Origin of the sequence: Pantoea sp. MHSD4 (assembly GCF_021043305.1) — a bacterium.
Lineage (GTDB): Bacteria > Pseudomonadota > Gammaproteobacteria > Enterobacterales > Enterobacteriaceae > Pantoea > Pantoea eucalypti.
This window is the reverse complement of sequence record NZ_JAJNDH010000001.1, coordinates 822524-838188: the sequence shown is the minus strand read 5'-3', so window position 1 is coordinate 838188 and position 15665 is coordinate 822524. Positions and strand designations below refer to the sequence as shown.

The following is a 15665-nucleotide window of genomic DNA, read 5'->3' as shown; positions in this document are numbered from 1 at the left end:
TTTTACGCCCGTAGCTTTCTATTAAAATTTTCAATGGCAGAATGTTTAATTCTGCCATTGAATCATTTCATCAAGTCGATTCAGAATGTCGGGGAAATAGCTTTCATCAAGGCCAAAGCTGCCTTTAACCTGGACGCTGTCGGCATGTGGTTCCGGGCGAAGAATGAAATCAACAGTTACGCCATCAATACTTTTTTCATTGGTCAGTATCATGTCCAGTTGATGAATATCGCTCTGATAGTTAAACGACCTGATCTTTTGCTGATTAATAATCGCCTGATGAAAAGCTGAGAATTCTTTTTTCAGCATTTTCAATTCTCCAACGGTGAACTCCGTTTTAAATGCCACTTTTAGGCCGCTTACCGAAAACTCCACCCAGGACTGTATCCAGTCCCAGTGATGGTTAACAGGATCGGCTTCGTTATCCACTACGCGTTCAAAGGGAGCGATTGCGAATGTAAACTCTTCATTCCTGATATCAAACATTGAAATTTCCTTGTCAGCTAATAAAAATATTTAAAATGAGATATTGTCCAGTCTGATTCCCTGACTATTACTTCAAATTTGTATTTCTGATGAACATATTCCCTTCGCTGCTTATCGTAGCGCAGTTTATAAATATCCGTTTCGTACCGGAACATTCCTTTTCCTTCACGAGGGTCTGGCATTCGCTTACCAAAACGAATAGCTCTTTCCTGAATCTGCAAAGGTACATACCGACTGGGTTCAAGCATATGTTTTGCTGCTGTTTCGGTCATTTTCAAATTGCGCGCATGCAGCCCGATTTTAAGCCGCCCTCGCAAAAGAGATATGGTCCCTTGACTGATTCTGCCTGTAACAGCCGCGCGCGCGCCTGCTATAAGCGCCTCATTTTGTGAAGACTGTGATACCCCAATTCCTGAAACGCGCCGCCGCGCATATCTGAGTGTAATTCGCTGCGTTTCCTGCCAGGAAATTGAGGAACATCGCAATAAACACCGGCAGGGCAATGTCTGATGCATGAGGAATTTGCTTACCCGTGGAATGCTCCACGGGAAGCCATCGCCAGCCCCTATCCCACCTATGAGGAAATGCACAGCCGCACTCAGATGATTGCGGCTTTAGTGCGTGAGCAGGAGCTACTTGAAAAGCAGCCGACTGTGATACAGCTCGACGTTAAACGCCGCGTTAGTGATCTTGAAAAGACACAGGGAACAGCCCGCGCCAATGCGTACTTAACAAAGACATTTGTTGAGCGCACATTGCCACGCGTTGAAACCGTTAATGCTCAATATCGTCTCAGCGTGATGAAGGGGAGCACATTAAGTTTACTCAGCGGTAACGCAACTGAGCGCGACAATGCGGCTATAGCAGGTGCTCAGCTTTTCATTCTAATGCGCCGTTTTAACCGCCTGCCGGATATGGCTCGCGCCGATGTCGATCTGCTGGCCGGGGATGTGGCTAATTTCATTCTCGCTGAGCTGGTACAGGCGCACGCGCAGGCCAGCGACGAGTCAGATTACAAATACACGCACCGCGTTTACATGACCGCCGCCACCATTACCCGTGAGCTGAGCCAGACCCCGCCATTATGGGATAAAGTCACGTCACGGCTGTTTGACCCGGAGGAAGTTATCCCGGCGATCATGCGTATGCAGACGGAAAAGTGGTGGAAAGGCCGACTGCGGCGAGTGGCTGCATCATGGCGTGAACACCTTCAGATCGCCCTGGCTAACGTCAGCAAAAAGCACACCCCCTACGCCAGCAGCATGACCGTTTCAGAGTGGCGCGAGCAGAAGCGCCGCACCCGTGAGTTTCTGAAGGGAATGGAGCTGGAAGACGAAGAAGGCAATCGCATCAGCCTGATTGAGAAATATGACGGCAGTGTGGCCAATCCGGCTATTCGCCGCTGCGAGCTGATGACCCGCATTCGTGGCTTCGAAAATATCTGCAATGAAATGGGCTTTATCGGCGAATTCTACACGCTGACCGCCCCCGCGCGCTATCACGCCACAATCAAAACCGGGCATCGTAACCGTAAATGGAACGGTTCCAGCCCGGCCGACACCCAGCGTTATCTCTGCAGTGTCTGGCAGAAAATTCGCGCCAAGCTGCACCGCGAAGAAATCCGCATCTTCGGGATCCGCGTTGCTGAGCCTCATCATGATGCGACTCCGCACTGGCACATGCTCATGTTTATGCGTCCGGAGCAGGCTGAACGCGTGCGCGAGATTATGCGCGACTACGCCTGGCAGCAAGACGGCAGCGAGCTGACAACCGACAAAGCCCGTAAGGCCCGCTTTCACGCCGAGGCTATCGACCCGGAGAAAGGCAGCGCGACGGGTTACGTTGCTAAATACATTTCCAAGAATATCGACGGCTACGCGCTAGACGGCGAGACGGACGCCGAAAGCGGCAAAGACCTTAAGGAAACTGCCTCGGCCGTTTCTGCCTGGGCGGCACGCTGGCACATCCGGCAATTTCAGTTTGTGGGCGGTGCGCCGGTCACGGTTTACCGCGAACTGCGCCGCATGGCAGACAGCGAAACCGTGCACGGCCTGAGCGTTGAGTTTGCGGCCGCGCATGACGCCGCCGACGCAGGAGACTGGGCCGGATACGTTAACGCGCAGGGTGGCCCATTTGTGCGCCGCGACGAGCTAGCTGTGCGCACCTGGTATCAGGCAAGCGAAGACATGAATGAGTACGGAGAGGAAACTGTGCGTATCAAGGGTGTTTACGCAACTGAAGTTGGCAACGATACGCCAATTTTAACCCGTCTGATGCAATGGAGGATTGTCCCGAAACGTGCCGTTGATTTGGATTTTGAATTTAAGGACGCGCCTGCGTCCTCTCGGAGTTCTGTCAATAACTGTACGGAGCCGACAGGCTCTGAAGCCGCTATCGATTTCACAAAACCTACTACTCGCGCCGAGCGTAGAAGGATTCTTAAGCGATTAAGAGAAAAGCCAGCGCAGGAGCAACCTGAGCCGGACAAATATCACTCTGAACGGAGTCATTGCGCAGAACGTGAGGCGTTGAAAAAGAGTTTCTTTGAGATCTCCAGGTTAACACTGTCCGACGGTGAAGCTGTGCGCATGATGAAAGGCCACACAATCAAGATTGTAGAGCTTTCTTACTGGAGCGGAACAAGCGGCTATCTGTTCCATAGACGTCGCATAAATGCCGCCCCATTAAAGCGCTTCAATGCACTAGCGAGAAAAAGAGGCATACAGTTGCCTGATTAATAAAACGGCAGTCGGACTAATCTGAGCCGCACGATTGTTTATGATTTTAGTTCATCATGATACTGTTTATACATACAGTACACTTTGACTAAAAGGAGTTAATCATTTGATGAGAATAGATAATCTAAGTGAAACGGTTGCACGCATTCAGTTCATTGCTGACGTATCGCTGATCGCACATTGCAAAGAAGATGAATTAAAAATGGCACTGTCGATGATTAGCGACATGGCAGGGACAATCGACACAGCTATTTTCGAAGCCGCTATTTACTGCCAGGCAGAATGATTAATTGCCCCTTCCCTACCGTTCACTAGCCACCTTTAAGGTGGCTTTTTGCTTCTGCATCAAAGTGCATATGCTTGCATTAATCCGCATGATCCAAAGTGGATCGCTGAGCGTCTGTAAGACCAGAGCTGGCGCGCTCAGAGGTTGTACATGCAAATGCATGAAAAGCGATACATAAAGCGGGCAGGCGTGGCGGGGATAGCATTGCGCGCGAGGGGTACAAACATGCATGCGGAGGCTGCGCCAGGGGCACGGAGGCGCACGCAATGGTTTGATGAGATTGAACTGGTGAAGAGGATTTGAGCCTTGCAAATCGGGCCTGAGAGCGGCAGATGAGGTATGGCACTGATCGGAATTAATATGATAAATTTTTGACCAATACGGTTAACCATGTAAGGGAATAATATGGATACAACTGAGCAGTTAAACGGGACTTACTTCTATGGCGGGCTTACCAACCTTTCCCCGGCAGAGCTTTATTTCTGGATTATGATTGATGTGACCGCTGAGCATTTTAGCGGTGCAAAGGATATCATAGCCATAGCTGCAATTTACTCGGGACAGAATACGATTGACGTGTCAGGAAAGTTAAAGGGTGCCTGGAAAGGTACCTCTTATGCCTCGGTGTATTCTCGCAAGCTGTTGCGCGATTACCGTCTCCCGTTCAGGTTGCCTACGTGGATACAAAACCCTAAAAAACCATTCCAAATTAAAATGTTGATGACCCATAAATTGGGTACTTTCGTCGGTCGCACAATACCGGTTTTAGGATGGGTAATTATGGCCGCTGATGTGGCGGAGATAGGCTGGAAAACTACGGTAAAATACAACCTTATTGCCCATAAGGACGACAGAATATGGTAAGTGAGGATATAGAGAAGGCAGTATTTGCGCTGGTTGAAGATTATAACGGCAGAAGCTTGTTTACATTAAAACGTTACAAGCTTGAGCTGGACACTGATCTGAACAACGACTTTCGCATGGATCCCATCGACGCTTATGAATTACTTGAGCGGTATGCTGACAGTTTTGGCATTGACCCCGGCACCATCTCTTTTAACGACTATTTCCCGGAAGATTTCACCGCACCGCATGATCCGCTTACTCTCCGTTTGTTGGTTGAGTCTGCACAGGCCGGGCGCTGGTTGGGTAAATAACTAACGCCTGCACAGGCAGGCGTTACATCTTCAGTTTGTTGCCGCTTCCAGCGAATAAGGGCGGAAGGCGATCACCTCTTCGCCCAGCCAGTTATTGATTTCCTTCAGACGTTCCTGCAGCGGTGTCAGTTCGTTACGCACAAACACCTATGCCGCTTTCACCGCATCACCGAATCCGCCGGAGTTGTCCGGGATAATCCCCATCATCTGCGGCGGCACGCGGTGTGCGCTTAGCAGGTCGTCGCGGCTGGCCTTCTTGATGTTAAAGAAATCGTCCTTCGTCGCTACCTCGCTGAGCGGCAGAATCTTGATCCCGTCCGGCTTACCGTTCGGCGCGTACATAAACAGGTTGCGGAAGTTGCCGATCCCTTTCGTGTCGCGCATAGCCTGGCGCATCCGGTCAACGTCGCTGCTGCTCTGCGCCGCGTCGGTCATATACAGGATGTAACCGGCGTGCGCGCCGTTCTGATAATACTTGCGGCGGAACAGCGTTGCCGCCTCATTCAGCCAGGCGGAGTTAAGCGCGCTGAGGTATTCCGGCAGGCCGTACAGCTCCTGATTGATATCCGGCTCCAGCAGATGAAACACGCTGCCGGCCGAAAATTCATGCGGCTCTTTCCAGTCATTCACAAACCAGTAAACGCCATCCTTAACGCCTCTGCGGGTGAATTTGGCCGGAGTGGTTTCAAGGCGCAGCGGCTTACCCAAGCCATTACGGCGCAGCTCGGCAAAGGCGTTACCGAAGACCAGATAATCCAGCGCAAACTTGCTGAACTCCTGCTAACTCATCATTGGGTGCGGGATGAATGTTGATGCCAGAATGTTGCGCTTTACATAAATCGGCGAGCTGTGATGCACGGCCGCACGCAGGCTTTTCGCCAGGCCGTTAAAGCTGACCGGCGGCTCAAACCAGCGCCCGTTACCGATGCACTCGGCGTAATCCAGAATGTCGCGCTTATCCATTACCGGCGTCGGATCGCCAAAGGTAAACGCCTCGGCGTGCTGCTGCGGTGCGGTTGCCTGTACCGGCTGCGCGGTGGTGGTGTGAGCCTTGCGGCCTCTGCGTTTGCTAATCAGTAAAATTCCAGAATTGAGGGGTTAGCGCCGCCGCTGGCTGCGGTAAGCGGTTCGTTTAACAGTGCGTGCATGATGGCCCAGGCAACGTCGGCGTGGCTGGGTGTTCGTTAAGGGCGTGAGAAATCGCGGGCTGGAAAACCGCCGCGCGAATGAGACAGCTTACTGCCTGCGGGGTGTGTCATGACGCGCCTGATAGCTCTGCTTCTGGCCGTGGCTCTGCTGGCGCTGGGCATAACCGGCTGGCAGTGGAAAGTCGCAAAAGACGATCTGACCAGCGCGCAGCGCATTATCGGTACGCTGTCGGCCGGTATCGAGAGCCGGGATAAAGCGATAGCCCGGCTGGATGCCGATGCGAGGGCCAGCCAGAAGCGTGAGGCCGAGCTGCGGCTGATGCAGGGGCGCGCCAGCACGGCCGCGCTTAACCGTGAAATGATCATACAGAGAGAAACCGATTCGAATCCGATACTGCGTGACTGGTCTGCTGCTGCTCTGCCTGACGATGTTATCCGGCTGCACACCCGCCCAGCCTTCAGCAGCGCCAGAGATTATCTGGATTGGGTGTCCTCGCGTGACAAGCTGCCCGGTGCCGGGAAACAGCCTTAAAACGGCGGGCGATCTGGCGGTTGACAATCGCCAGCTTGAGGCCGCGCTCGCGGGCTGCAGGTCGAAATCATCAAAGACTGCCAGGAACAACACGATGCTGAAACCTCAACAACTGCGCCAGGCACTGACCGACAGCGTGCCGGAGCTGCAGCGAAACCCTGACGCGCTGAACGTGTTTATCGACAGCGGGCGCATCGTCTCAACGCTTGCCAGCTCGCTGTCGTTTGAATACCAGTACCGGCTTAACATGGTCATTACCGACTACACAGGGAATATCGACCTGCTGATCGTGCCGCTGCTTGCCTGGCTGCGAACGAATGAACCCGACATTATGGCAACCGAGGAAAAGCGCCGGACGGGCTTTACCTTTCAGGCTGACGTTATCAGCGACACGGCCAGCGATATCAGCATTGAGCTGCAGCTGAGCGAGCGCGTGATCGTAAAGCAGGCCGACGACGGGCTGCACGTAACACACGTCGGCGAAAACCCGCTGCCGGAGAATGACGCGCGGCCGGTGCAGCTTTACGTTAAGGGCGAGCTGGTCAGCGAGTGGCAGACATGAGCGAGCTGCAGCGGGTAAACGACAGGCTGGAGGCGCTTATCAGCAGCCTGTCAGCCCCGGCGCGTAAAGAGATGGCGCGCAGCATTGGCCGCAAGCTGCGAGCGAGTCAGCAGCAGAACATCAAGCGCCAGCAGGCACCTGACGGCACGCCCTTTCAGCCCCGTAAAACGCAGCCAGTGCGCAGCAAAAAAGGTCGGATAAAGCGCGAGATGTTCGCCAAGCTGCGCACCGCTAAATACTTGAAGACGCAGGCCAGTCCGAATGAGGCCGTGATCGAGTTTGCCGGAAACGTGCAGCGCTTGGCCCGCGTGCATCATTACGGGCTGCGCGACCGGCCGTCACTTAAAGGGAAAGAAGTGCAGTATGAGGCCCGCCCTTTATTAGGCATTAGCGAGGCTGACAAAGAAACTATAGAGACTTTCATTATTCAGACGTTGAGTGTACATTAAAAAAAACATTTTATGGAAGGTTGATATCGTGCCATTAAATCGCTCTCAGCATGAACTTGAGCTTGCAACTGAACTTTTGGCTGATATTGAATTAAGCCGAATTAGTGGTGAGTCCCTAATGCTCAAGGCTGCGCGGCTAGCTAGATTATGCGGTACTGACGAATTTAGGAGTTGGGTTGGCTATGAAATTAAAGGGTATTATGGTGACGTTGAGCTAAGCCTCAAATATATGACCCGAACTGGAAGGTGGACGGATAAAGAAGCAAAGTTAGGATATTGGACTCCTCTGGCAGGGATCGAGGCGAATATAAATGTTCAAAAAAGCAAACTTGAAAGCATGGTTACGCCTAATATAAGCGGACTGGATAATGCAATATTGGTTACCAGAGAGCATAACACGCTTAAGGCTCAAATTGGTAATTACCTTACAACCTTCACAACTATTCGTAGTAAGATTTTGGGTATTCTTCATGACTTTGTTACTCAAATTTACTATGAAAAAGAACTCGATAGTCTCGCTGAATCTATCTTCGAGAAGTATAAAAGTGAAGTAGATAGCCTTTTAATTGAACATAGCGGCGAGGTGATTAGGCAAATACCTTCTGTAATTAATAGACTATCGGATGGAGATGAGGAGGCCATTAGTCAGGCTCTTACAACAGTTCGTCGTATCATTGATAATTTTGCAGATTCTCTTTATCCCCCTAGCGAAGAAAAGTATGAAATTGGCGGCAATCACCTTTCATTAGATGCATCACGTCATTTAAATAGACTTAATGTTTTTGTTCATCAGCGAATTGATAGTAAATCAAGAAAAGATAAAATACGGCAAAATCTCTCAAACCTGTATGCGCGGGTTTCAACAGGTGTTCACGCAGACGTATCAATTGAAGAAGCCAAATCACTCTTTCTTAATGCATATCTTTTATTAGGGGAGATTTTACATATTGCAAAAATTCCTGCTGCTAAGCCTGATAACCCCGCAAATTAAAAACTTCCTTTGAGTTTGCTCATTCATAGGCAAACCAACTCAAATTGAGAGTGCTGGCTAACAGAGGCATTCTCAGTGCATGAACGAACAAATCACAGAAATTCAGCGCCTGCTGCGCAACATCATACGTATTGGAACGGTATCGGCCGTCAACCTTGACGGCGGGCTGTGCCGTGTCGATACGGGAAAAAACACAACCGGCTGGCTGCACTGGCTGAGCGCCCGCGCGGGCAAAACCCGCTCCTGGAATGCGCCATCAGTGGGCGAGCAGGTTCTGGTTCTGTGCCTCGGCGGCGAACTTGATACCGGCTTTGTACTGCCGGGCATTTTCTCGGATGACAACCCGGCTCCGTCAGCCTCGGCCGATGCGCTGCACTGGTCATTTCCTGACGGCGCGGTGATCGAGTACGAGCCGGAAAACGGCGCGCTGACCGCAACCGGCATACAGACGGCAACCATTAAAGCGGCGGTGAAAATCCTCTTTGACTCGCCCGAAGTGGAATGCACAGCGCTGCTCAAAACTGCGCAGCTGGAAGTCACTAAAGGCGGCACGATGAAGGGCGACGTGACGCATACCGGCGGCAACCTTTCCTCAAATGGCAAGGTTCTGCACAAGCATAAACATCCTGGCGACAGCGGCGGCCAGACGGGGGAACCGATATGACAACCGCGAAATATATCGGCATGAACCGGGAAACCGGTGGCGCGCTGACCGACCTCGATCATATCCGGCAGTCAGTGCGTGACATTCTGCTGACCCCTGTCGGCACGAGGGTGATGCGTCGCCAGTATGGTTCGCTTTTATCCGCGCTGATTGACCAGCCCCAAAACGAGGCGCTGCGCCTGCAGATTATGTCTGCCTGCTATATGGCGATCCTGAAATGGGAGCCGCGCGTAAAGCTGACCGCCATCAGCTTTGAGTCGGATATCAATGGCGCAATGGTGGTTGAGCTGTCCGGCAACCGCACCGACAGCGCGCAGCCTTTTTCCTTAACCGTTCCTGTGAGCTGAGACTATGGCAACTATCGACCTGAGCCAGCTGCCCGCGCCTGATGTGGTGGAGCCGCTGGACTATGAAAGCCTGCTGGTCGAGCGAAAGGCGACGCTGATTTCCCTTTACCCGGCCGAGCAGCAGGAGGCTGTCGCCCGCACGCTGACGTTTGAATCAGAACCCATCGTCAAGCTGCTGCAGGAAAACGCCTATCGCGAGCTGATCCTGCGCCAGCGCATCAACGAGGCGGCAAAGGCCGTCATGGTGGCGTATTCACTGGACGGCGACCTTGACCAGCTTGGCGCTAACAATGGTGTACCCCGTCTGACCATTACCCCCGCCGATGATACGACCATTCCACCGACCGCCGCCGTGATGGAAAGTGACGACGATTTCCGGCTGCGTATCGCCTCGGCGTTTGAGGGGCTTAGCGTTGCGGGGCCGACAGGCGCGTATGAATACCATGCCAGAAGCGCCGACGGCCGCGTAGCCGATGCATCAGCCATCAGCCCGTCGCCCGCCGTTGTTACCGTGACTGTGCTCGCGCGTGAGGGCAACGGCGTGGCCGGTGATGATTTGCTGGCCGTGGTTAACGCTGCGCTCAATGACGAAGACGTGCGCCCGGTTGCTGACCGGGTGAGCGTGCAGTCAGCGAAGATTGTTAGTTACGAAATCGAGGCCGAGCTTTACCTCTATCCGGGGCCGGAAGCGGAGCCAATCCGTGCCGCTTCAGAGGCAAAACTCGCCGCCTTTGTCAGCGCACAAAAGCGTCTCGGCCGTGACATTCGCCTGTCTGCGCTGTATGCCGCCATGCACGTTGAGGGCGTGCAGCGCGTCAACCTTATCAAGCCTTCCGCTGACGTGGTGCTAGACAAAACCCAGGCCGCTTACTGCACAGGATACGCGCTGACCGTGGGAGGCTCGGATGAGTGATCGCCTGCTGCCGACCGGCTCGTCAGCGCTTGAGGTTGCTGCCGCCGAGGCTCTTGCAAGCCCCGGTACGATGAGCGTGCCGCTGCGCCAGTTATGGAATCCGCAAGCCTGCCCGGTTGAGCTTCTGCCCTATCTGGCGTGGGCGTGGTCAGTTGATCGCTGGGATTCAGCCTGGCCGGAATCAACAAAGCGCGCCGTGGTTGCCGCCTCGCAGTACGTGCATCGGCACAAGGGAACGATTGGCGCTATACGCCGCGTCGTTGAGCCTCTGGGCTATCTCATCAGAATCATTGAGTGGTGGAAAACCGGCGAAGCGCCTGGCACGTTCCGGCTGGATGTGGGCGTACTCGATACCGGCATTACTGAGGAAATGTATAACGAGCTTGAGCGCCTGATAGCCGATGCGAAGCCCTGCAGCCGTCACCTTATCGGCCTGTCTATCAATCTTGACGTGAACGGCGCGCTGCCGGTTGCCGTTGCCAGCTACAGCGGCGACGAGCTGACCGTTTATCCCTATACCCCTGAACTTATCAGCGTCGGCGGGCCGGGTTATTCCGGCGTGGCGGTGCATCTTATTGACCTGACGGAAGTGAGCGCATGACGACAAAATATTTTGCCCTGCTGACCAATCAGGGCGCGGCTAAGCTGGCGAACGCCGCCGCACTCGGCACGAAAGTAAACATCGCCTCGATGGGCGTCGGCGACGGTGGCGGCACACTGCCGACCCCTGATGCGGCACAGACAAAGCTCATTGGCGAGAAGCGACGCGCGCAGCTTAATTCGCTGACCGTTGACGCGGCAAACAGCAGCCAGATTATCGCAGAGCAGATTATCCCGGAAAGCGAGGGCGGTTTCTGGATCCGTGAAATCGGCCTGTATGACGCTGACGGCGTGCTGATTGCCGTTGCTAACTGCCCGGAGACTTACAAGCCTCAGCTGGCCGAAGGAAGCGGCCGGACGCAGACCGTGCGCATGATTTTAATCGTGAACAGCACAACCGCCGTCACGCTGAAAATTGATCCGTCAGTGGTGCTGGCAACGCGTAAGTATGTTGATGACGCTGTGATCGAGGTGAAAGCCTACGCTGACGAGATGATGGCAAAGCATCTCAAAAGCGCTAATCCGCATGGTCAGTACCCGTTAATTGAAAACGCATTAAAGGAAATGGCCGATGCCGGGCTGTTGCCTGACGTTCTGAAAAATCTTGGCATCAGCGATAAGTTTTCCGGCCGTTTTATCGGGTACCAGATTTTCACCACGCCCGGAGCAGTTAACTACAAACCCACGCCGGGAACGAAACAAATCAAGATTATCCTGACCGGAGGTGGTGGCCGGGGTTATGGTTATCTTGCCTGGGGATCGAGTTATGTTTCCCGTGGTGCGGGCGGGGGAGCAGGCGGAACGGTAATCGCTTGGCTGAACGTGGATGAGACAAAAAATTATCCTGGCGTAGTCGGTAGAGGCAGTAACGAAACCGACGGCGCGACTAGCAGTACCTTTAACGGTCAGCTGACAGCGGGCAATGGCTATAATACGACTTCCGGTGATGCCGGTGGCGTTGGCGGCTCGGCCATAGGCGGATTGTTAAATATACAGGGGGGTGATGGCAGCGACGCGCCCGGACTGATTACGGCCTCAAGCAACCCTTACCGGGGCGGCTCTGGTGACGGCGGCGTCAGTTACTGGGGCGGCGGTAGCCGTAGCGGGGAAAGCTCATCATCAGGCAAAAAAAATACCTATGGTGCAGGCGGCGGAGGTACAACGCGTACCGATCCCTTTATCGGAAGTTATGGATCTGACGGTATTATTTATATTGAGGAGTTCAGCTGATGAAAACCTACGCCCGGATTGAAGATAAGCGAGTTGCGGAAATTGTCTCTATGAGTGTCAAGCCAGAGAAACTCTATCATCCGTCACTGGAGTGGGTAGATATTACCGCATTGTCTGAACAGCCCGGCTGTAATTATCTCTACAGTGACGGCGTATTTACAGCGCCATTTGTGGATGCCAAAGATGCTGGCTTTCTGGCCAGCAGCCGTTTGTCGGCAGAAATGGACGAAGCTAATCGTACTATAACCCCTTTGCAGGATGCGGTTGATATCAGCATTGCAACTGACGAGGAACTAACGCGACTGGCTGCATGGAAAAGATACCGCGTTATGCTGAGTCGGACGGATATCACGACCGCGCCAGATTTCAGATGGCCAGATAAGCCTGAATAAAAAATTCATTTTACGCCCGAAGTTTTCAGTTAAAAATTCTCAATGGCAAAATGTTTAATTCTACCATTGAATCATTTCATCAAGCCGCTTCAGAATGTCAGGAAAATAGCTTTCATTAAGGCTGAAGTCACCTTTAACCTGAACGCTGTCGGCGTGTGGTTCAGGGCGGATATCAAACTCCACTATAACACCTTCTTTACCCGTAACTTTTCTGATAACCATATTGAGCTGGCCACGTTCGCTGCGAAAATTAAAAGGTTTTAATTCACGCTGCGTGATAAGTGCCTGGTAATGTGCGAAAAACTCATCCTTTAAAATCTTTAGCTCGCCGATGGTAAATTCAGTTTGAAACTGCATTTTAAGGCCGCTAACAGAGAACTCAATCCAGGACTGGATCCAGTCCCATAGATGATCAACCGGGTCGGCCTCATCGTCTGAGATTCTTTCAAAGGGAGAAATTACAAATGTGAAATCTTCATTGCGCAAATCAAACATACAAGTTGTCCAGTCTGTCAATCCATGTATTTAAAATGCGTTATCGTCCAGTCTGACTCACGCACGACGACTTCAAGTGTGTATTCTTTATACTCATATTCCATTGTTTGCTTATTAAAGCGTAGTTTAAACAATCTGGTCTCATATCTGAACATACCTTCACCTTTGCGGGGATCTGCCATCCGCCTGCCATAGCGAATCGCTCTTTCCTGAATTTGCAGAGGGACATAGCGACTCGGTTCATACATATGTTTTGCAGCAGTCTCGGTCATTTTAAGGTTACGTGCATGCAGCCCGAGTTTAAGTCTGCTGCGCAGAAAGGATATAGTGGAGTGACTGAGCTTCGCATAAACAGCGGCACGTGCCCCTGATTCAAACAGCACCCGCCCTGTACCAAGGATACGAAAAATACCCAAGCCAAACAGGGCAATATCAGTGGGATCGATCAGGGGTGTTTCAAGCGGCGCTTCTTCCAGCCTGACAAAATGTCCCTGCACATCATAAATCTGCCATAAGCCCGGAGCCTGTACCACCGTGTAACCGATACACATTCCGCTGGCTTCATCTGTTACGGGCTTTGCATTTCGGGGCAAATGGCTGGGCCGAATCTCAAAAAAACGCCCTGAGGCAGTCTCGACTCAAATGTGTAGTAACGTCCGAATTCCTGTTTTGCTGCTGTTCCTGAAATCATTCTCAATCCCTCGTTCATGACAATGGCTGTTTTATAGTGCCACAGGAAGATAAAACAATCATTTTCTGATAGATGCCCATGATCCTGTTAACAGACGGCAACTGCGTGTGCCCCTTTCCCTGATGTCAGACCATGAGCACTCCCTCAAAACAGCATGCATCAAATGTCTGATTATCTTTATGGTGTCCGCATCGTCTGAATAAACGATGCCAGGCGCACAATTTCTACCACAATCGTAAAATGTTCTAAATCGTTCAGGATATTGATGCTGAAAATGCAACATAAGCGTACTTATTGCGACAGGGTATAAGCAGGCTGCGTAGTTATTTACTAAAGGATAGAAACGGCAGGTTTAGTAAACTCAATCCACTGGCGTTGATGGCGAAGAAAAATAGCGACAAAGTGGCGGCACAGAGTCAAGCAGAGTAGAACAGGAAGTAACAGGAGCGGGCTTAACTGATTGATTTCACGTTAAGTCATTGATACGAAGTGCCAACCAAAAAAAGACCGAATACGATTCCTATATTCGGTCCAGGGAAATGGCTCTCAAGGAGCCGTGCGCTAAAAGTTGGCATTTATGAAGGCGGTGTCGCCTTGCCATTTAAGATTAGAACAGCGCGGTGGAAATGCCAGCAAACGCGGGAATCAGGGCCATAAACTGGATCAGATTGTGATCGCAACGGCAAAATTTCGGAGAGTGGGCGCAGCGCGAGGCTGCACCCGAAAGGCCTATTTTCCGCACAGCGCCTGAGTGCGTTCGATAATCGGCTGCAGGCTCATCATCTGGCCCGGATGGGCTTTGTCTTCGGCCTGAATCACGCTGATCGGCTGGGCTTTCACCTGCTTGTTTTTAAACAGTGTGTCAGCGATGTCGTTCAGCGGGTATGTCATCAGCGTACTCGGATTGATGGCAAACATCGCACCATCTTTCTCGCAGGTCAGCATCACCTCTTCACGATTAAAGGGCCACTTATCTTTACCGATCTCAAAGCGGCTGACGGTAATGATTTGCGCCGCCAGCGCCTGGCCGCATACGGATAACAACAGGATTGCGGGAATCACTTTCTTCAGCAACATAACTACCCTTTTCTCTCTTAAACTACATTCAGGCTGGCGACAGCGTGGCAAATACGCTGACCAGCCCAACCACGCCGCATGCCAGCAGTAGTTCAAGCTGCGTCATGCGAATAAATTTTTGCTGCGCCCCGCTGCCCGCCAGGCGGAATCGCGGCACCAGCCAGTATCGATTAATCAGCGCCACCAGAACCATCAGAGCAACCAGCAGCACTTTGCACAGCAGCAATATAACGTAGCGTGAATCGTGCCACATCAGCGGCCAGCCCGCGATCATTACGCTGTTTATCACCCCGCTGAGCAGCGTTAACGCCACCGCCAGATGACCATAGCGTGAGAAACGCATCATAGTGCGAATCGCATCGGTGCGGCGATCAATCTGCCGTGCCTCGCGCATCAACAGCAACAGTGGCAGTAATCCACCTGCCCAGAACGTCGCCGCAATCAGATGCAGTGCATGGTTAATCTGCTGAAGATCGCCGGGCCAGCTATCGCGCATCGCAGCATGGCCTATCAGCGCCATGCAGGCCAGTTGCAGAACGCCAGCCAGCAGTAACAGCTGCTGACGCAGGCTTCCGGTCAGTAATAGCGCGCCAACAGCCAGCACGCCGAAAATGATTTCCCACTGCCACACTTCACCAAAGTGCGTGCCCAACACTGCCAGCCAGATATCGATGTCGGTCAGGTTAGTGCTGGTGCCGCTCATTAACACATTCTGGCAGGCCAGCATCGCCACCGCACTGAGCAGCGCCAGCCAGGCACTCCCCTTCACCAGCGGATTTAACTGAATCGCCAACAGGGATCGGTAGCGTTTGGGCGCCAGCAGCGCACTGTAACAGGCGCTGCCGGTCAGCAACATCACGGCAGTAAAATGCAGCGCGCGCAGCAGGATCCAGAGGGTTGTCACCGG

Annotated in this window: 20 protein-coding genes and 3 pseudogenes; 16 read left to right on the top strand and 7 right to left on the bottom strand. The window is 52.5% G+C overall.

Annotation, left to right across the window (positions count from 1 at the left end; translation table 11 throughout):
* Positions 1-45: 45 nt before the first annotated feature.
* Entirely contained in the window at positions 46-486 is a 441-nt protein-coding gene (locus tag LQK91_RS03830) for a WapI family immunity protein (RefSeq protein WP_105099112.1), read from the bottom strand.
* 336 nt (positions 487-822) lie between these two features.
* Between LQK91_RS03830 and LQK91_RS03825 the strand changes: the two genes are divergently transcribed.
* The 5 genes from LQK91_RS03825 to LQK91_RS03805 all read left to right on the top strand — a co-directional run bounded on the left by LQK91_RS03825 (position 823) and on the right by LQK91_RS03805 (position 4667).
* Positions 823-996, top strand: a complete 174-nt coding sequence (locus LQK91_RS03825) for a TraR/DksA C4-type zinc finger protein (RefSeq protein WP_105099281.1) — start codon at positions 823-825, stop codon at positions 994-996.
* Positions 996-3224, top strand: coding sequence for a replication endonuclease (locus tag LQK91_RS03820; RefSeq protein ID WP_105099111.1), 2229 nt, complete (start codon positions 996-998; stop codon positions 3222-3224). The genes LQK91_RS03825 and LQK91_RS03820 overlap by 1 nt, the downstream gene beginning before the upstream one ends.
* Before the next feature lie 106 nt (positions 3225-3330).
* The gene (locus tag LQK91_RS03815) at positions 3331-3510 is read left to right on the top strand and encodes a hypothetical protein (protein ID WP_146257615.1); all 180 of its coding nucleotides are present in this window, start codon (positions 3331-3333) and stop codon (positions 3508-3510) included.
* A gap of 405 nt (positions 3511-3915) precedes the next feature.
* Complete coding sequence (locus LQK91_RS03810; RefSeq protein WP_039660063.1) at positions 3916-4374, top strand: STM2901 family protein; 459 nt, start codon at positions 3916-3918, stop codon at positions 4372-4374.
* Complete coding sequence (locus LQK91_RS03805; RefSeq protein WP_003854584.1) at positions 4368-4667, top strand: DUF1493 family protein; 300 nt, start codon at positions 4368-4370, stop codon at positions 4665-4667. The genes LQK91_RS03810 and LQK91_RS03805 overlap by 7 nt, the downstream gene beginning before the upstream one ends.
* A 30-nt stretch (positions 4668-4697) precedes the next feature.
* Here the strand turns inward: LQK91_RS03805 and LQK91_RS03800 are convergent.
* Together LQK91_RS03800 and LQK91_RS03795 are read right to left on the bottom strand one after the other, a co-directional pair.
* Positions 4698-5741: pseudogene (locus LQK91_RS03800) on the bottom strand (phage portal protein).
* Positions 5741-5842, bottom strand: a pseudogene (locus LQK91_RS03795) (terminase); the annotation flags it as partial. The pseudogenes LQK91_RS03795 and LQK91_RS03800, both read right to left, overlap by 1 nt.
* A gap of 82 nt (positions 5843-5924) precedes the next feature.
* On the opposite strand from LQK91_RS03795, the gene lysB reads away from it, so the two are divergent.
* The 11 genes and pseudogenes from lysB to LQK91_RS03740 all read left to right on the top strand — a co-directional run bounded on the left by lysB (position 5925) and on the right by LQK91_RS03740 (position 12495).
* Positions 5925-6347: an Rz-like lysis system protein LysB gene (gene lysB / locus LQK91_RS03790; protein WP_105099110.1), complete on the top strand. Its 423-nt coding sequence runs from the start codon at positions 5925-5927 to the stop codon at positions 6345-6347.
* A pseudogene (lysC, locus tag LQK91_RS03785) lies at positions 6244-6509 on the top strand (Rz1-like lysis system protein LysC). The gene lysB and the pseudogene lysC overlap by 104 nt, the downstream one beginning before the upstream one ends.
* Positions 6442-6909 (top strand): phage tail protein, encoded by a 468-nt coding sequence (locus LQK91_RS03780; protein WP_105099109.1) that lies wholly within the window; start codon positions 6442-6444, stop codon positions 6907-6909. Before lysC ends, LQK91_RS03780 begins: the two are co-directional and overlap by 68 nt.
* Positions 6906-7358: a phage virion morphogenesis protein gene (locus LQK91_RS03775; RefSeq protein ID WP_105099108.1), complete on the top strand. Its 453-nt coding sequence runs from the start codon at positions 6906-6908 to the stop codon at positions 7356-7358. The genes LQK91_RS03780 and LQK91_RS03775 overlap by 4 nt, the downstream gene beginning before the upstream one ends.
* A 28-nt stretch (positions 7359-7386) precedes the next feature.
* Positions 7387-8349 (top strand): hypothetical protein, encoded by a 963-nt coding sequence (locus LQK91_RS03770; RefSeq protein WP_231001593.1) that lies wholly within the window; start codon positions 7387-7389, stop codon positions 8347-8349.
* Positions 8350-8428: 79 nt separating this feature from the next.
* The gene (locus LQK91_RS03765; RefSeq protein ID WP_105099107.1) at positions 8429-9013 is read left to right on the top strand and encodes a phage baseplate assembly protein V; all 585 of its coding nucleotides are present in this window, start codon (positions 8429-8431) and stop codon (positions 9011-9013) included.
* A complete protein-coding gene (locus LQK91_RS03760) occupies positions 9010-9360 on the top strand; it encodes a GPW/gp25 family protein (protein WP_105099106.1) in 351 nt (116 codons plus the stop codon). Before LQK91_RS03765 ends, LQK91_RS03760 begins: the two co-directional genes overlap by 4 nt.
* A gap of 4 nt (positions 9361-9364) precedes the next feature.
* Positions 9365-10273 carry a baseplate assembly protein gene (locus tag LQK91_RS03755; RefSeq protein WP_105099105.1) on the top strand — a complete coding sequence of 303 codons (909 nt, stop codon included), beginning with the start codon at positions 9365-9367 and terminating at the stop codon, positions 10271-10273.
* The gene (locus LQK91_RS03750; protein WP_008925347.1) at positions 10266-10874 is read left to right on the top strand and encodes a phage tail protein I; all 609 of its coding nucleotides are present in this window, start codon (positions 10266-10268) and stop codon (positions 10872-10874) included. Before LQK91_RS03755 ends, LQK91_RS03750 begins: the two co-directional genes overlap by 8 nt.
* The gene (locus LQK91_RS03745; RefSeq protein ID WP_105099104.1) at positions 10871-12103 is read left to right on the top strand and encodes a phage tail protein; all 1233 of its coding nucleotides are present in this window, start codon (positions 10871-10873) and stop codon (positions 12101-12103) included. Before LQK91_RS03750 ends, LQK91_RS03745 begins: the two co-directional genes overlap by 4 nt.
* Positions 12103-12495: a tail fiber assembly protein gene (locus LQK91_RS03740; RefSeq protein ID WP_105099103.1), complete on the top strand. Its 393-nt coding sequence runs from the start codon at positions 12103-12105 to the stop codon at positions 12493-12495. Before LQK91_RS03745 ends, LQK91_RS03740 begins: the two co-directional genes overlap by 1 nt.
* 60 nt (positions 12496-12555) lie before the next feature.
* Here the strand turns inward: LQK91_RS03740 and LQK91_RS03735 are convergent, their stop codons facing one another.
* The 4 genes from LQK91_RS03735 to copD all read right to left on the bottom strand — a co-directional run bounded on the left by LQK91_RS03735 (position 12556) and on the right by copD (position 15662).
* A complete protein-coding gene (locus tag LQK91_RS03735) occupies positions 12556-12990 on the bottom strand; it encodes a WapI family immunity protein (protein WP_105099102.1) in 435 nt (144 codons plus the stop codon).
* A gap of 17 nt (positions 12991-13007) precedes the next feature.
* Positions 13008-13541, bottom strand: a complete 534-nt coding sequence (locus LQK91_RS03730; RefSeq protein WP_105099101.1) for a hypothetical protein — start codon at positions 13539-13541, stop codon at positions 13008-13010.
* 869 nt (positions 13542-14410) lie between these two features.
* Positions 14411-14758: a YebY family protein gene (locus tag LQK91_RS03725; RefSeq protein WP_003849240.1), complete on the bottom strand. Its 348-nt coding sequence runs from the start codon at positions 14756-14758 to the stop codon at positions 14411-14413.
* A gap of 28 nt (positions 14759-14786) precedes the next feature.
* Positions 14787-15662, bottom strand: a complete 876-nt coding sequence (copD, locus tag LQK91_RS03720; protein ID WP_105099100.1) for a copper homeostasis membrane protein CopD — start codon at positions 15660-15662, stop codon at positions 14787-14789.
* Positions 15663-15665 lie beyond the last annotated feature (3 nt).

Coding starts and splice junctions, on each gene's coding strand:
- LQK91_RS03830 (WP_105099112.1), bottom strand. CDS start 486: ATGTTTGATATCAGGAATGAAGAGTTTACATTCGCAATCGCTCCCTTT.
- LQK91_RS03820 (WP_105099111.1), top strand. CDS start 996: ATGCATGAGGAATTTGCTTACCCGTGGAATGCTCCACGGGAAGCCATC.
- LQK91_RS03810 (WP_039660063.1), top strand. CDS start 3,916: ATGGATACAACTGAGCAGTTAAACGGGACTTACTTCTATGGCGGGCTT.
- LQK91_RS03805 (WP_003854584.1), top strand. CDS start 4,368: ATGGTAAGTGAGGATATAGAGAAGGCAGTATTTGCGCTGGTTGAAGAT.
- lysB (WP_105099110.1), top strand. CDS start 5,925: ATGACGCGCCTGATAGCTCTGCTTCTGGCCGTGGCTCTGCTGGCGCTG.
- LQK91_RS03780 (WP_105099109.1), top strand. CDS start 6,442: ATGCTGAAACCTCAACAACTGCGCCAGGCACTGACCGACAGCGTGCCG.
- LQK91_RS03775 (WP_105099108.1), top strand. CDS start 6,906: ATGAGCGAGCTGCAGCGGGTAAACGACAGGCTGGAGGCGCTTATCAGC.
- LQK91_RS03765 (WP_105099107.1), top strand. CDS start 8,429: ATGAACGAACAAATCACAGAAATTCAGCGCCTGCTGCGCAACATCATA.
- LQK91_RS03760 (WP_105099106.1), top strand. CDS start 9,010: ATGACAACCGCGAAATATATCGGCATGAACCGGGAAACCGGTGGCGCG.
- LQK91_RS03755 (WP_105099105.1), top strand. CDS start 9,365: ATGGCAACTATCGACCTGAGCCAGCTGCCCGCGCCTGATGTGGTGGAG.
- LQK91_RS03750 (WP_008925347.1), top strand. CDS start 10,266: ATGAGTGATCGCCTGCTGCCGACCGGCTCGTCAGCGCTTGAGGTTGCT.
- LQK91_RS03745 (WP_105099104.1), top strand. CDS start 10,871: ATGACGACAAAATATTTTGCCCTGCTGACCAATCAGGGCGCGGCTAAG.
- LQK91_RS03740 (WP_105099103.1), top strand. CDS start 12,103: ATGAAAACCTACGCCCGGATTGAAGATAAGCGAGTTGCGGAAATTGTC.
- LQK91_RS03735 (WP_105099102.1), bottom strand. CDS start 12,990: ATGTTTGATTTGCGCAATGAAGATTTCACATTTGTAATTTCTCCCTTT.
- LQK91_RS03730 (WP_105099101.1), bottom strand. CDS start 13,541: ATGTGTATCGGTTACACGGTGGTACAGGCTCCGGGCTTATGGCAGATT.
- LQK91_RS03725 (WP_003849240.1), bottom strand. CDS start 14,758: ATGTTGCTGAAGAAAGTGATTCCCGCAATCCTGTTGTTATCCGTATGC.